Origin of the sequence: Iocasia fonsfrigidae (genome assembly GCF_017751145.1) — a bacterium.
GTDB lineage: Bacteria > Bacillota > Halanaerobiia > Halanaerobiales > DTU029 > Iocasia > Iocasia fonsfrigidae.
This window is the reverse complement of the sequence record NZ_CP046640.1, coordinates 3,180,774-3,196,911: the sequence shown is the minus strand read 5'-3', so window position 1 is coordinate 3,196,911 and position 16,138 is coordinate 3,180,774. Positions and strand designations below refer to the sequence as shown.

The following is a 16,138-nucleotide window of genomic DNA, read 5'->3' as shown; positions in this document are numbered from 1 at the left end:
TAAATGAGGAGGGATAGTTTATGGCAAAGGAATTAAAGTTTGGTGAAGATGCACGTCGTGCTTTAGAACGTGGTGTTGACACCCTGGCAAATGCTGTTAAAGTTACTCTAGGACCTAAGGGTCGTAATGTTGTACTGGAAAAAAGTTTTGGCGCTCCTACTATTACTAATGATGGTGTGAGTATTGCCCGTGAAATAGAGCTTAAAAACCACTATGAAAACATGGGGGCTCAAACTGTTAAGGAGGTTGCTACCAAGACTAATGATGTAGCTGGTGATGGTACTACCACTGCTACTGTACTTGCTCAGTCAATTTTTAAAGAAGGCCTTAAGAATGTTGCTGCTGGTGCTAACCCTATGATTATCAAAAAGGGTATTGAAAAGGCAGTCAATAAAGTTGTTGATGAGATAGCTAAATTGAGTAAACCTGTAGAGGGTAAAGAAGCAGTTTCACAGGTTGCTGCTATTTCTGCCGGTAATGATGATGAGATTGGTAATTTGATTGCTGAAGCTATGGAAAAGGTTGGACAGGATGGAGTTATTTCTGTTGAAGAATCCAAAAGTATGGGGACCTCTTTAGAAGTAGTTGAAGGTATGCAGTTTGACCGTGGTTACCTATCTCCCTATATGGTGACAGATACTGATACTATGGAAGCTGCTCTAGAAGATCCATATATACTTATAACAGATAAGAAAATCTCTAGCATTCAGGAAATATTACCACTCTTAGAAAAGGTTGCTCAATCAGGTAAGGCCTTATTAATTATGGCTGAAGATGTTGAGGGTGAAGCCCTGGCAACCCTGGTTGTTAATAAGATCCGCGGTACCTTTAACTGTGTAGCAGTTAAAGCCCCTGGTTTTGGTGACCGCCGCAAGGCAATGCTGGAAGATATCGCTATCTTAACAGGTGGTCAGGTAATTACTGAAGACCTGGGATTAAAGTTAGAAAATGCTGATATTAGCATGCTAGGCCAGGCCCATAAGGTTAATGTAACCAAAGAAGAGACTACTATTGTTGAGGGTCATGGTGACAAAAAAGATATTCAAGGTAGGATTAAGCAGATTAAAAAACAAATAGAAAGTACTACCTCTGATTTTGATAGAGAAAAACTACAGGAAAGATTAGCTAAGTTAGCCGGTGGTGTGGCAGTAATTCAAGTTGGTGCCGCTACTGAAACTGAGTTAAAAGAAAAGAAACACCGTATTGAAGATGCCCTATCTGCTACCAGGGCTGCTGTGGAAGAAGGTTTAGTATCTGGTGGTGGAACAACACTATTAGATGCTATTTCTGCACTTGATGAAGTTGAGCTTGAAGGTGATGAAGAAACTGGTGTAGACATTGTCAGGAAGGCTCTGGAAACCCCAGTACGTCTTATCGCTGATAATGCAGGTTATGAAGGTTCTGTAATTGTTGAAAGGGTAAAAGAAAGAGACGCTGGTATTGGTTTTGATGCCTACAAAGGTGAATTTGTAAACATGATAGAAGTAGGTATTGTTGACCCAGCCAAGGTTACCCGTTCAGCCCTGCAGAATGCTGCCAGTGCAGCTGCTATGTTATTAACGACAGAATGCCTGGTTGCAGATAAAGAAGAAGATGATGATGCTCCTGCTGGCGGCGGAATGCCTGCTGGTGGTATGGGTGGCATGGGAGGCGGAATGCCGGGTATGGGTATGATGTAAAAGCTTCCTATTCAGTTTAATATTGATAGAAAAAAGCTGTTTACAGTAATCTACTGTAAACAGCTTTTTTTGATTTAAAATGTTTAATGTCTTAAGGTAGGTAGACATATTTTTTCTCCAATCTGAAGATTCTTAGGCTCCAACTCAGGGTTTATCTGTAAGATGGCATCAACGGTAGTATCATATTCCTGGGCCAGTTGATAGAGTGTATCTCCAGCTTTAATGATGTAAGGTATAGTATCTTCAGGACATTCCCTTTCCACAAATTTAACCCCCTTTCCAATTTTAAATTCCGCTGCTGGTTAAATCAATATTTTTATTTTATGCTAGTACTGAATAAGGAGTGATTAATAATAAATTTTAAAAAAAAGAAGGAATTTAAAATATTATAGAGAATAATTAGTATAGTAGTGGAACCGTTTTTATAAAAATTATAATAAATGATATAGTTGTTGATATATCAAGGATATTATCCAATAAAATGAATTGGGAACGTTTTTAGCTCTTCTTACATTAAGGCAAAAAGGAGTTGAAAGATGAAGATTACGATTGCTGATGTTGCTAAATTTGCTAATGTATCTAAAAGTACTGTTTCAAGGGTATTAAACAAGAGTGGTCCAGTCTCTCAGGAAACTAAAGAAGTAGTGCTTAATGCTGTTAATAATTTAGATTATCGTCCAAACCAGGTAGCCCGCAGTTTAGCTACTAAACAGACAAATACCATTGGCTTAATAGTACCTGATATAAGAAACCCTTATTATTCACAAGCATGCTGGCATGCAGAAAGAAAGTTTCAACAGGAAAATTATACAGTGGTAATTTGCAACACTGATAATGATGATATTAGAGAAAAAACCTACCTACAGGTTCTTTTGGACAGAAATATTGATGGAATCCTTTCTATTGGTGGAGAGGAAGACCTGACCAATATCATTAATTTTAAGTCTAGAAAAAATATTCCTATCGTTTTGATTGATCGAGATATTCAAGGTTATGATATTCCTTCAATAACTTTGGATAATTATTATGGTGGTATGTTGGCTACAGAATATTTATTGGAACTTGGCCATAAAAATATTGCTTTTGCTACATCAGACTTTACCCAGGCTGAACGTTTGCGACGTCAAGGATATAAACAGGCATTACAAAATGCCAATATAAAAATTAGGAAAGAATATATACTTAGTCATACTGAGGAAGTTTGGAGATCAGGGGAGTTTCTAGATGCTATTATTCAACTATTTGATTCTAGTAATCCCCCAACGGCTATCTTTGCATCTAATGATTTTAAAGCCCTTAGAATCTTATCTGTTTTGAAAGCAAATGGTTTAACAATACCTGATGATATCTCATTGCTAGGTTATGATAATATAGAATTTTCATCAATGACTGAACCAGCTTTAACAACATTATCTCAGCCAATTGATAAAATGATATCTGATGGGGTTAATATGCTGTTAAAATATATAAATAATGAACAGGTGGATTCAAATAAAATGATTGTTAAACCTAAATTAATAGAAAGGGATTCAACAAAAGTCTGTAGATAAAGTATTAAAGGGGGTTAAAAAATGTCTATAGCACTGGAAATGAAAAATATAACTAAAGAATTCCCTGGTGTTTTAGCATTAAACGAGGTTAATTTGATGGTTGAAAAGGGTGAGATTCATGCAGTTGTTGGTGAAAATGGAGCAGGAAAAAGTACTTTAATGAAAATTTTAGCCGGGGTATATCAAAAGAACTTTGGTAAAATTTCAGTTCATGAAAAAGAGGTTGAAATTACTGACACTCTAACTGCTCAAAGTTTAGGAATAGGTATGATTTATCAGGAATTAAACCTGATACCACACCTGACAGTAGCGGAAAATATGTTTTTAGGTAGGTTTCCTTTAAGTAAAGGTAAAATTCAATATAATGAACTAAATAAAAATGCACAGCATTATTTAAGCCAGTTAGAAACAGGGGTTAAGCCAGACGACCTTGTGGGTAATTTGTCTGTCGCAGACCGGCAACTAGTAGAGATAGCCAAAACCCTTTCTTTAAACTCATCAATACTGGTAATGGATGAACCGACTTCATCATTGAGTCCAGGGGAGACGGAGATACTCTTTAAGATAATGAAGAAGTTAAAGTCAGCAGGGGTATCAATTATTTTTATAAGTCATCATATGGATGAGATTTTTAGTATTGCAGATAAAGCAACAGTTTTACGTGATGGGGAATATGTCGGTAGTTGGGATATATCGGAACTAAATGAACAGTCTTTAGTAGAGAAAATGGTTGGCCGTGAGATGTCAGAGATGTTCCCCAAGGTAGAAACTGAAATTGGCCAGACAATATTGGAGGTTCGTAATCTAACTGTAAAAAATCGCATCTCAGATATTTCTTTTAAACTAAAGGCAGGTGAAATTTTAGGTATTGGTGGATTAGTTGGTGCTGGACGATCAGAATTGGTTAATGCTATTTTTGGTGTTTTAGCAGTTAACAGTGGAGAGATTCTTATTGATAATAGACCAGTAAAAATAACCCATCCCTATGAAGCAGTCAAAAATGGTTTAGCACTTATTCCTGAGGATAGAGGAGAGCAGGGATTAGTATTAAAATTTAGTGTTAAAGATAATGTAACACTAGCATCACTGAAGGAATTTGCTGGCACAATAAAAGTAGATACCATTAAAGAAAATAAGGCCGCTGTTCATTTGGTTGAAAAATTACAGGTGAAGACCCCTTCAATTAATCAATTAGTAGAAAATCTGAGTGGTGGTAATCAACAAAAGGTTGTATTGGCTAAATGGCTTGCTGTTAACCCTAAAATATTAATCCTGGATGAACCAACACGTGGCATTGATGTAGGAGCAAAAGCAGAGATATACAAAATAATTGGGGAGCTGGCTGCCAGGGGAATTGGGATAATTATGGTTTCATCTGAATTGCCGGAGTTGTTGGGAATAAGTGATAGAATTATGGTTATGTGTAGAGGTAAAAAAACTGCTGAATTTACTAGAAAACAAGCAACATCAGAAAAGATAATGTTAGCCGCAACAGGGGCTTCAGAAAAGGGGGATAATTAAAATGGAGGAAATTAATGCAAAAAATCCCAAAATAAACAGTAATATTTTTAGAGAATTAAGTTCTTTAATTGGGTTAATTGTTTTATGTACTATTTTAGCAATTATATCACCTGCTTTTTTATCAGTAACTAATATTCTCAATGTGTTAGTACAGGTTGCAGTTATTTCTGTTATAGCAGCTGGTTCAACTTTTGTTATTTTAACTGGTGGAATAGATTTATCTGTTGGGTCTATTCTGGGCTTATGTGGAGTAATGACGGCAGCAGTATTAAAATCTACCGGGAACCCTTTACTCGCAGTCTTAACAGGGGTATTGTTGGGTGCTTTTCTTGGTTTAGTTAACGGGGTTGTTATTAGTATAGGTAAGGTTCCTGCTTTTGTTACTACTCTGGGTATGATGTCGGTAGCTAGAGGAATTGCTTTTATATATACACGTGGTAGACCAATTAGTGGTTTTCCAGATGGTTTTCGCTATATTGGTTCAGGTTATATTGGGGATATTCCTTTTCCAGTTATAGAAGCAATTATTATTTTTTTAATAGCAGCTTATGTATTAAAAAAGACACCATTTGGCCGTTATGTTTATGCAATTGGAAGTAATGAGGTTGCTACTAAACTATCTGGTATTAAAACAAATAAGTATAAAATAATGGTTTATGCTATTTCAGGTTTATTAAGTGGCTTTGCAGCAATTATGTTTATTGGTAGAATTAATTCTGGTCATCCACTGGCAGGAGATGGTTATGAACTTGATGCTATAGCAGCGGTTGTAATAGGTGGGACCAGTTTGTCAGGGGGTAAAGGAACAGTATTTGGAACATTAATTGGGGCTTTAATAATGGGGGTCATAAGAAATGGGTTGAACCTGTTGAATGTTGATGCATTCTGGCAGGGTGTAGTACTTGGTGTTGTGATAGTAGTAGCTGTTTTAATTGACCAGCGCTCTAAAAAAACAGCTACTATTTAATTAAATAGCAGTTCTTTATAGAACTAAAATAACATAAGGCTGCTAATATAATAAGGAGGTGATTTCATAAAAGAAAAGCTTGTAATATTATAAATTGTAGTACAAAATCAAAGGAGGAATACAAAGTGGGCAAAAAATTATTTGTTGTTTCTGTAATGCTAATGACTCTAATTTTTTCAATGTCTGTAGTTTCTATGGCTGAAGAATTAGTTTTTGGATATGCAGTTCAGGATTTAGGTAATCAATATTGGGTAACAGTTGCTGATGGTGTTAAGGATAAAGCCGATGAACTTGGTATTGATGTTGTAGTATTGGATGCAAGAACTGATTCGAGTAGGGAATTATCTAATGTTGAAGATTTAATTCAGAAAAAGGTTGATGCCATATTATTATCTCCCTGGGATCCAGGTGCAGCAGTAAGTTCGGTTGAAGCTGCTAATAGAGCAGGTATTCCTGTTTTTGTTTTAGATATTGGTGTTGATGCTGGTGAGATCGAAACATTTATTGTCTCTGATAATCTTGAGGGTGGCAGGATAGCTGGTGAATACCTTGCAGATTTAATTGAAGAAGAGGGAGAAGCTGCCCATATCCAATGTCAGTTAGGTTATAAAATTCCGGCCTTAAGGGGTGAAGGTTTTACAGAAGTAATGAACGAGAAGGGGATCAGTATTGTTGCCAAACAACCAGCTGATTCTCAACGTGCTATGGGTATGACAGTTATGCAGAATATGTTACAGGCCCATCCAGAAATAGATGTAGTTTTTTCTGAAAACGATGAAATGGCTCTTGGCGCTTATGAGGCAGTAAGAGCAGCAAGACTAGAAGATAAGGTTAAAATTGTTGGTTTTGATGGAACTGGAGATGCATTGGAGTCTATTAAGGAAGGAAAACTCTTTGGTACTGTTGCTCAGCAGCCATACAAAATGGGAGAAATGGGTGTAGAGGCAGCTGTGAATTTCTTAAATGGAGAAGAACTGCCAGAAGTTACCTATGTACCAGTTAGACTCATTACCAGAGATAATGTAGAATAAATTGACTTTTTAACTTAATGATTTATCTGGAGGGGGGAGGGGTTTAATCCTCCTCTCTTAAATTTTAATCAATTGAGCAGCTAATAAAATATTAAATAAAATGTAGATTTAAGTGATTTTGTTGGAATGGGGGTGGGTTATGGTAGAATTATATGGAAAGCAATATACTAGAAAAGAGATCTTAGAATGCGTAGGTGATATTTCCCAATTATGTTATGCTAAACCAGTTAAATTATCTGGTGGTAAGCAGGCAGGTGTTGATGCAGTATTAGTAAATAATGGTTCAGGTTTATCTTTTGTGGTTCTTTCTGGTAGGGGTATGGGTATTGGAAATGCGGACTTTAAGGGGAATTCCCTGGCCTGGATTTCCAGTACAAAAGAAGTGGCTTCAACATATTACGAACCAGCAGGCCAGGGTTGGTTCAGGGGGTTTTATGGAGGATTGTTAACCACCTGTGGTCTTTCATATATGGGGGCTCCCTGTGAAGATAATGGTGAAAAACTTGGCTTACATGGACGGGTATCTTATATTCCAGCTGATAATGTATGGGTTGATAGTAAGTGGGATGGTGATGATTACTGGGTATGGGTTCAGGGGAAAATACGTGAAACAACAGTTTTTGGTGAAAACCTTATCTTAACAAGGAGAATATCCGTTAAGTTAGGTGAAAGTAAAATTTTTATAGAAGATACTGTTGAAAATCTGGGTTTTGAAAAGACTGAACATATGATTCTTTATCATTTTAATATGGGATTTCCCCTTTTAGATAAAGAAAGTGAATTTCTGTCACCAACTATTTCTTATATGCCCCGGGATGAAGAATCTGCTAAAGGGCAAAGGGATTATCATAAAGTAGCTGCACCTATTGCTGGTTTTGAAGAAAAAGTATATTATCATGAAATATCATCATTAATTGGTGGTTCAACCAAAGTAGCATTAATTAACCACAAATTTAATAATGGAGAAGGTTTAGGTTTATATATTGCATATTCAAAAAAAGAATTACCTAATCTTGTACAATGGAAAATGACTGGACAGGGTCATTATGTTATGGGAATAGAGCCAGCCAATGCCTGGGTAGGAGGCAGGGATAAGGCTAGGAAAGATGGTAGTCTTAAGTTTCTTCAACCTGGTGAAAAGAGACATTATCATTTAGAATTAGGAGTACTATCTTCACAAAAAGAGATTGAAGGAGTAATTAGAGAAATCCAAGATATAAAAGGCAATTATAATGAAATTTAGGAGGATTTATATGAGTAAAACTAATTTGATTAATGAAACTTTTGAAAAAGGAGAAGGGATATTACGATTAATACCAAATTTTATCCCACGTAGATTTGGTCGTCCAGGTAAGAGGTTGTGCCTTCATCCTGATGATTATTTTTCATTAGGTATTTCCCGTGGTGCTATCAAAGAACGCTGGTTTTCCTCGATAACACCTGCTATTAATGGTGAATTGGCAGCTGAAGATGAAGGATTAAGTTATGTGGCTCCTACTGATGATGTCAAAGATAAATTTTTGTTTAAAGATGCTGTTGAAGAACTTGGTAAAGATTTGATTGGTGAGGAATTAATGAAAGAATATGGTACCTGGCCCATGTTTGCAAAGTTTTTTGATTTTGAAACTCCCCTTTTTCATCACCTGCATCTTGATGACACTGCTGCTAGTAGGGTTGGGGCCCTTGGCAAACCAGAGGCATATTATTTTCCATATCAATTAAATAATTATCTAGGTAATTTCCCTGTTTCCTATTTTGGTTTTGCTCCTGATGTTAGTATTGATGAAGTAAAAGCAAGATTATTAGATTATGAGGAACGTGATATCAGAATAACAGAACTTTCCAGGGCTTACCGTTTACAACTTGGAACAGGCTGGTATACACCACCTGGAGTATTGCATGCCCCTGGGTCACTTTTAACATATGAGCCCCAGTGGAATAGTGATGTTAATTCAGTTTTTGAAAATATAACTGCTGGTGATGTTTATGATTATGAGTTTTTAGTGGAAAACTGTCCTGAAGATAAGCAAAGAGATATTGATTATATCATGAGTTTGATGGATTGGGAAGAAAATGTTAGAATCAATTATAAGAAAAAATATTTTAGGCCTCCAGTTGTTTGTGACCATTCAAATAAACAGTTTATTGAGAAATGGATTTCTTATGCTAACGAATATATTGGGGCTAAGGAATTAACTATTCAACCCAAACAGACAGTACTAGTTAAGGATAAGGTTGCTTTTGGTTGTGTAATAATCCAAGGGCATGGAAAGTTTGGGGTTTACGATGCTGAAGCAGCTATTATGCTTAGGTATGGCCAGATTAGTGCTGATGAGTATTTTGTTAGTGAAAAGAAGGCTAAAGAAGGTATTATGATTAGTAATGAGAGCTCACATGAACCAATGGTAATTTTAAAACACTTTGGTCCTAATCATCCAGATATGCCTAAAGAACCATGTAAATAGTTTCAAGAGAAAACTTCACCTTACTTAAGGTGGAATTTTTTTAAAATAATTGTAGCTGCTGATAGATTGGGTAGTCGGTATATTTAGATTAAAAATTTTAATAATGACAAATAGAAGGTTATTTTAAGGCCTTTAGACTCATAGTCTGAAGGCCTTTTGTATATTTAAGTCCTATATTATTTATAGAATAATTGTAAGGGATATTAATCTGTGTGAATGAAAATCAAACTATTTTTTAATTATCTATAAAAGAATTATAGAAAAATTTATTAATTTTCTTATAAACCGGCAAATAGTTCTTCGGTTTTTTAAAGGAATACCTTTGTTAATACAAAAAACAGCCAGAACATTTAAAATAGCTAGAAAATAAAATTTATTGTTGACAATATTTATTTAAAATGTTAAAATAAAAACAGAATAACCGGTAATTACCGGTTACTTAGAAAAATGATATGAATTGTTGATAAAAAGGGTGATGTTTATGGAAATTAGGAATGAATCAGATTTCTTTTATAAAGATATTAAAAATAAAATAAAAGATAAAATTGCTGCTGATAAATATGAATCTGACGGCAGGATACCATCAGAACGGGAATTATGCAGTATATATGATGTGAGTCGTACTACAATTCGAAGGGCTATTGATGAACTTGTAGAGGAAAATTTTTTAATAAAGCGCCCTGGGAAGGGTACATATATAAAATACAATAATACAAATAAGCATAAGATAATAAGCAAAAAGAATACCGGTAACATTATTTTTTTGCGATGTAGTCATCATGATCCGAAAGTAAGTGACTCAACAATTTGTGATGATATATTCTATCCTAAAATAATGGCTGGTATTGATAAAACTGTTACCGAAAAAAAGTATCATTGTATTGTCAAATATTTATATGAAAATAGTTTAGATGAAGATATAATTGACGAAATTATAAAGAAAGCAGATGGAATTATCTGTGGAGAACTACATAGTAAAAAACTACTAAACATATTATTAGAAATAGATATACCTCTAGTACTAATAAATCCATCTGTGATCAGCAGTAAAGTTAATATTGTTGAGATTAATAATTTTATAGGTGCTTATGATGTTATAGATTATTTAGTTAAGTTAGGTCATAGGAAGATTGGATTTATTGGAGGTGCTTCAACTAGTTTTTCAGCAAAATATCGCAAATATGGGTATTTAGAGGCTCTTAATAAAGAAGGGATAAAAATTGATGACTCAAAAATAATTTCATATGGATGGAGATTAGAAGATGGTTATAAGGCGGCCGGAAATCTTCTTGAATTAAAGGATAGACCGACAGCAATTTTTGCTGTATCAGACTTATTGGCTATAGGTGCAATTAATGCTATAAAGGATTCAGGTCTTTTAGTACCAGATGATATATCTGTTATTGGTTTTGATGATATAGATATGGCTAGTCAAATTAAACCTTCTCTAACTACTATGAAAGTAAGGAAGTTTAGGATGGGTGAAGTGGCAACAGAGTTAATCTTTGAGCAGTTAAATAACAATAGGGATTATTATCGTAAAATATCTATTTCAACAGATTTACAAGTAAGGGATTCTGTCAAAAAGTTGTAGCTAAATGGTGACTATAAAGGGAGGTGGAATTTAATAGAGTAAGATATTGTGTATACTTTGGGTTTGGTTTTTTAATTAAATAGGGGGGAGTTAAAATGAGAAAAAATTTAATATTCATATTTGTATTAATATTTAGTCTATTGTTATTTAGTGTTATGGTAATGGCAGAAGAGGTTACAATAAGGTTTATGGGATGGGAGGCAAGTCCTCTCGAGACACAGTCTATATTAAATGGTATTAAAGTATTTGAGGAAAGAAATCAAGGGGTGAAAGTTGAATATACTCCTGTTGCTCAGGAACAGTATATATCTAAACTTTTGACTATGATGGCTGGGGGTACAGCACCTGATGTATTTTTCTTGGAGTCAAATACTTATCGTGATGTTGCTGCAAGAGGAGAACTGTTAGATCTTACTGATTTAGTTGAAGACGAGATTGGTATTGATTCTTTTATCCTACTTGCTCAGGATAAGATGTTAATTGATGGTCGTATTTATGGTGTAAGTAGTTGTACCGTTTCACCTGTTTTATATTATAACAAAGATCTTTTTGATAAAGCTGGTGTACCATATCCACCTGCTGACCCTGAAGAAGCATGGACCTGGAATGAATTTGTAGATGTTGCTAAAAAATTAACTATAAAAGAAGGCGGAAGAACTCAACAGTATGGTGTTTTTGGTTTCCAAAAATTCTGGTATACCACAGTTTTTTCTAATGGTGGAGAGGTCTTTAATGAAGACTATACAGAAGTTCTTGTAAATCAACCAAAAGCTCAGGAAGCTATACAAAAGATAGTTGATTTACGAAAAATACATAGTGTTGCTCCAGAAGGAAATTTCTTGGAACAGTCTGGTATGAACACTGCTCAGATGTTACAGACTGGCAGAGTCGCAATGGTTGTTGATGGTACCTGGGCTTTACAGGAACTGGCTACAATGGATTTCCCAGTAGGTATGGCTGTATTACCTAAGCTGGAAAATACTATTACATGTGGTCAGGCACATCTGCATTGTGTTTGGACAGGATCCAAACATAAAGATATTGCCTGGAAATTTACTAAGTTCTTATCTTCTACAGAATATCAATTAGATCTAGTTAAATCTGGTCTCTGGATGCCAAATAGAAAAGATATGTATACTGAGGAAGGTATAGAAGAATGGTTTACTCCTGGTGTTCATCCAGAAAACTTTAGGGACTTAGTACCTTATATTTTAAATGCTAGATTAGAGCCTAATGTTAAGGTTCCCAGAAAAGTATGGGATATTTTAACTATGGAAGAATTAGAAAAAATATGGTTTGCTGATCAACCTGTAGAAGTAGTTACTGAAACTATTGTAGAAAGAGTTAATCCTTTACTTAAAAACTAGTTAAAATAAAATCTATTCTAATAATCCCCAGGGGAAACCCTGGGGATTAAAAAAGGGAGGAAATACTGTGATATGCTTAGAAAGAATCAAATATAGTGATTTATTTTGGGCCTCAATATTTTTATTACCCAATTTATTAGGTTTTATTATTTTTATTTTACTGCCGGTTCTTGCTTCGTTTGGAATAAGTTTTTTGGAATGGGATCTACTAGGGGAAATGGACTGGATTGGCCTTGGAAATTATAAAGAACTTATGACAGATAGTGTTTTCTGGAAAGTGCTTTGGAATACTATTTATTTTACTGTGGTAACAGTACCAGTGGGGATTATGATTTCTCTTTTTTTAGCAATTGCGTTAAACCAAAAAATTAGAGGTTTAAAGATATTTAGGTCAGTATATTTTTTGCCTGTAATTTCATCAATGGTTGCAGTTGCAATGGTCTGGCAGTGGATTTATAATCCGCAGTTTGGTTTATTAAATTACTTATTGAGTTTAATAGGAATTAATGGTCCTAGCTGGTTAAGTAGCACTATTTGGGCAATGCCAGCTGTTATGATTACAAGTATTTGGAAATGTTTGGGTTTTAATATGCTGTTGTTTCTAGCGGGATTACAGGGAATTTCTGAAACATATTATGAAGCAGCAGAAATTGATGGAGCTAATTGGTTTTCTAAATTTAGGAATATAACTATACCTTTATTATCACCAACAACTTTTTTTGTAATTGTAATGTCTGTTATTAATTCATTCCAGGTTTTTGATCAAATATATATAATGACTCAGGGGGGGCCTGCACGCTCAACTTCTGTTCTGGTGCATTATCTTTATCAAAATGCTTTTCAATATTATAGAATGGGTTATGCCAGTTCTATTGCCTATGTTCTATTTTTTTTGGTTTTTATAGTTACTCTTATTCAACTTAAACGTTCCAATAAATGGGTTGTTTATTAAAGGAGGTATATTTAATGGAGAAAAGAAAGCAATATTTACGTATTATACTTTATATTATACTTACTCTTGGTGGTCTAACAATGATTTTGCCATTTGTCTGGATGATTAGTACTTCTTTAAAAACACTGAATGAAGTTTTTATATTTCCTCCTAGTTTTTTGGGAGAAAAAATTGTTTGGCAAAATTATTTAAGGGTATCAGATCGTTTTCCTTTTGGAACATTCTTTTTCAATAGTTTAAAAATTTCAGTATTAGTAGTTTTAGCTCAGCTCTTTACCAGTTCAATGGCAGGTTTCGCTTTTGCTAGACTTAGGTTTCCTTTTAAAGATACTTTATTTGCACTTTATTTAGCGACACTAATAGTACCTTTTCATGTTCTTCTGGTACCAACATTTCTTCTAATGCGCGAATTTAGTTGGGTTGATAGCCACTTATCTTTGATTATACCTAATTTGGTTTCTGCTTTTGGTACATTTTTAATGCGGCAATTTTTTCTTACAATTCCTAAAGATCTTGAAGATGCAGCTAGAATTGATGGATGTACACCTTTTGGTATATATTTTCGTATTTTCCTTCCGTTATCAAAACCAGCTCTTGCAACTTTGGGAATATTCACACTTATGGGTAGTTGGAATGATTTTGTCCGTCCACTTGTATTTATTAATTCTATATCTAAAATGACTTTACCGCTTGGTTTATCATCTATGCAAGGTCTGTATTCTACTAACTGGCCGGTTTTAATGGCTGCTACTGTAGTAAGTTTATTGCCTATATTGATAGCTTTCTTTTTAGCTCAGGAATATTTTGTGCGAGGTGTTACACTGTCTGGTCTGAAGGGTTAGAATTGACCATTTTACTTATCCAGTCAAAGAATTAAAAGTTGGACTTTCCATTTTGTAATTGAGTGTGTTTTTTTAAAAATTAATTTGCTATTAATTAAGATAACAGGAGGTAATAAAGATGTCGGGAAATAAGTCTTATTTAAAAGCGGTATTACTAAAAGATGTAAAAATTGAATGTGGTTTATTAGCTAAAAAAAATGAACTGGTTAGAAAGGAAGTGATTCCTTATCAGTGGAAGGCATTAAATAATGAGATAGCCGATGCAGACCCCAGTAATGCTATTAAAAACTTTAGAATAGCAGCTGGAGAAACAGAAGCTGAGTTTCTTGGGATGGTTTTTCAGGATAGTGATGTGGCAAAATGGCTGGAAGCAGTGGCTTATCAGTTAACTACCAACCATGATGAAGAACTGGAAAACCTGGCTGATAGTGTAATTGATTTGATAGAAAAGGCCCAACAGCCTGATGGGTACTTAAATACATATTATACAATCAAAGAACCTGATCATAAATGGACTAATCTGGCTGAATGCCATGAATTATATTGTGCCGGGCACATGATAGAGGCAGCAGTAGCTTATTACCAGGCAACAGGCAAAAGAAAACTTCTTGATGTTATGATTCGTTTTACTGATCTTATTGATAGTAAATTTGGAAGAGAGGATGATAAAATAAAGGGATATCCTGGACATCAGGAGATTGAACTGGCTTTAATAAAATTATATAATATAACTGGAGATAGCAAATATAAAGAACTAGCTAATTATTTTATTGATGAACGGGGTCAGGAGCCTAGTTATTTTGATATAGAGTGGGAAAAGAGGGGGAAAACCAGTCATTGGAAGGATTTTAGGAAAATAGCAAATGGGGAATATTATCAGGCACATAAACCTGTGAGGGAGCAGGCTACTGCTGTAGGGCATGCAGTAAGAGCTATGTATATGTATTGTGGTATGGCAGATGTGGCAAAGGAGACAGGGGATAAACAACTACTTGAAGCATGTAAGAGACTCTGGAATAATGTCACTAAAAAGCAGATGTATATTACAGGGGGAGTCGGCTCCAGTGGACATTTAGAGTCTTTTACTTTTGATTATGACCTGCCAAATGATACCGCTTATACTGAAACCTGTGCTGCTATTTCTCTTGTGTTTTTTGCCCAGAGAATGTTTCACCTTGATCCAGCAGCAGAATATATAGATATAATGGAGAGGGCCCTTTATAATGGAGTCTTAAGTGGGATATCTGAAGATGGGCAGAAGTTCTTCTATGTTAACCCCTTGGAAGTAAGGCCTGAGGTCTGTCAGCAAAGATATGATCATAAACATGTTAAACCAGTCCGGCAGAAGTGGTTTGGATGTGCTTGCTGTCCTCCAAATATTGCACGTTTACTGGCTTCAATAGGGCAGTATATATATTCTTATAAGCAAAACAGTGTATTTGTAAACCTGTATGTTGATAGTACAGTAGACCTTGAATTAAATAATAATGAAATTAGTTTAAAACATGAGACAAATTATCCCTGGGATGGGAATGTAAAGCTTACTATATTAAAGGCTAAAAAACCCGACTTTGTTCTGGCTTTAAGGATTCCTTCCTGGTGTAAAAAAGCCCAGTTAAAGGTTAATGGGGAAAAAATAAACATTACAGAATTAATAGATAATGGTTATGTTTATTTAAACCGCAGCTGGACTGCTAGAGATACAGTAGAACTAAGTTTAAATATGCCTGTTGAAAGGGTATCTGCCAACCCACAGGTGCGTGAAAATATAGGAAAAGTAGCTATTCAAAGAGGACCTGTTGTTTATTGTCTGGAAGAAGTAGATAATGGAAGTAATCTGCCGGCCATTTATCTGCCTGATAGTACAGAATTGAAAGCAGTATACAGGAGTGATCTGCTGGGCGGAGTAACTATGATAAAGGGGCAGGCAATAAAACTAGATGAATCTACCTGGTCTGGTAGATTATATTCTACTGAAAATCTGCGGTATAAACCGATTGAAATTACTGCTGTTCCTTATTTTTCCTGGAATAACAGGCAAGCAGGTGAAATGTTGGTCTGGCTAAACAAGATGAATTAATTAAGAATAGGGAAGGTATAGCAGATTATAAAAAGTTTTCAGCATAAATTTCTTGACAATAGATTAAAAAAAGTATATCATAATATACAA

Annotated in this window: 13 protein-coding genes; 12 read left to right on the top strand and 1 reads right to left on the bottom strand. The window is 34.9% G+C overall.

Features of this window, described 5'->3' with window-relative positions; all coding sequences use genetic code 11:
* Positions 1-20 precede the first annotated feature (20 nt).
* Positions 21-1,679 carry a chaperonin GroEL gene (groL, locus tag GM661_RS15260; RefSeq protein ID WP_230867612.1) on the top strand — a complete coding sequence of 553 codons (1,659 nt, stop codon included), beginning with the start codon at positions 21-23 and terminating at the stop codon, positions 1,677-1,679.
* A gap of 83 nt (positions 1,680-1,762) precedes the next feature.
* Here the strand turns inward: groL and GM661_RS15255 are convergent, their stop codons facing one another.
* Complete coding sequence (locus tag GM661_RS15255; protein ID WP_230867611.1) at positions 1,763-1,942, bottom strand: LysM peptidoglycan-binding domain-containing protein; 180 nt, start codon at positions 1,940-1,942, stop codon at positions 1,763-1,765.
* A gap of 273 nt (positions 1,943-2,215) precedes the next feature.
* Here GM661_RS15255 and GM661_RS15250 point away from each other — a divergent pair, with 273 nt between their 5' ends.
* The 11 genes from GM661_RS15250 (at position 2,216) to GM661_RS15200 (ending at position 16,048) form a co-directional block, all read left to right on the top strand.
* Positions 2,216-3,229 (top strand): LacI family DNA-binding transcriptional regulator, encoded by a 1,014-nt coding sequence (locus GM661_RS15250; protein WP_230867610.1) that lies wholly within the window; start codon positions 2,216-2,218, stop codon positions 3,227-3,229.
* Positions 3,230-3,250: 21 nt separating this feature from the next.
* Positions 3,251-4,750 carry a sugar ABC transporter ATP-binding protein gene (locus GM661_RS15245; protein ID WP_230867609.1) on the top strand — a complete coding sequence of 500 codons (1,500 nt, stop codon included), beginning with the start codon at positions 3,251-3,253 and terminating at the stop codon, positions 4,748-4,750.
* Position 4,751: 1 nt separating this feature from the next.
* On the top strand, positions 4,752-5,717 hold the full coding sequence (locus tag GM661_RS15240; protein WP_230867608.1) for an ABC transporter permease: 966 nt from the start codon (positions 4,752-4,754) through the stop codon (positions 5,715-5,717).
* A gap of 125 nt (positions 5,718-5,842) precedes the next feature.
* The gene (locus tag GM661_RS15235) at positions 5,843-6,748 is read left to right on the top strand and encodes a sugar ABC transporter substrate-binding protein (protein WP_230867607.1); all 906 of its coding nucleotides are present in this window, start codon (positions 5,843-5,845) and stop codon (positions 6,746-6,748) included.
* Between the two features lie 139 nt (positions 6,749-6,887).
* Positions 6,888-7,991, top strand: a complete 1,104-nt coding sequence (locus GM661_RS15230; RefSeq protein WP_230867606.1) for an aldose 1-epimerase family protein — start codon at positions 6,888-6,890, stop codon at positions 7,989-7,991.
* A 10-nt stretch (positions 7,992-8,001) separates the two neighbouring features.
* Complete coding sequence (locus GM661_RS15225; protein ID WP_230867605.1) at positions 8,002-9,213, top strand: cupin domain-containing protein; 1,212 nt, start codon at positions 8,002-8,004, stop codon at positions 9,211-9,213.
* 481 nt (positions 9,214-9,694) lie between these two features.
* Positions 9,695-10,807, top strand: coding sequence for a GntR family transcriptional regulator (locus GM661_RS15220; RefSeq protein WP_230867604.1), 1,113 nt, complete (start codon positions 9,695-9,697; stop codon positions 10,805-10,807).
* A 95-nt stretch (positions 10,808-10,902) separates the two neighbouring features.
* A complete protein-coding gene (locus GM661_RS15215) occupies positions 10,903-12,174 on the top strand; it encodes an ABC transporter substrate-binding protein (protein WP_230867603.1) in 1,272 nt (423 codons plus the stop codon).
* 67 nt (positions 12,175-12,241) lie between these two features.
* Entirely contained in the window at positions 12,242-13,126 is an 885-nt protein-coding gene (locus GM661_RS15210; protein ID WP_230867602.1) for a carbohydrate ABC transporter permease, read from the top strand.
* Positions 13,127-13,140: 14 nt separating this feature from the next.
* The gene (locus GM661_RS15205; RefSeq protein ID WP_230867601.1) at positions 13,141-13,968 is read left to right on the top strand and encodes a carbohydrate ABC transporter permease; all 828 of its coding nucleotides are present in this window, start codon (positions 13,141-13,143) and stop codon (positions 13,966-13,968) included.
* A 118-nt stretch (positions 13,969-14,086) separates the two neighbouring features.
* A complete protein-coding gene (locus GM661_RS15200) occupies positions 14,087-16,048 on the top strand; it encodes a glycoside hydrolase family 127 protein (RefSeq protein WP_230867600.1) in 1,962 nt (653 codons plus the stop codon).
* Positions 16,049-16,138: the final 90 nt, after the last annotated feature.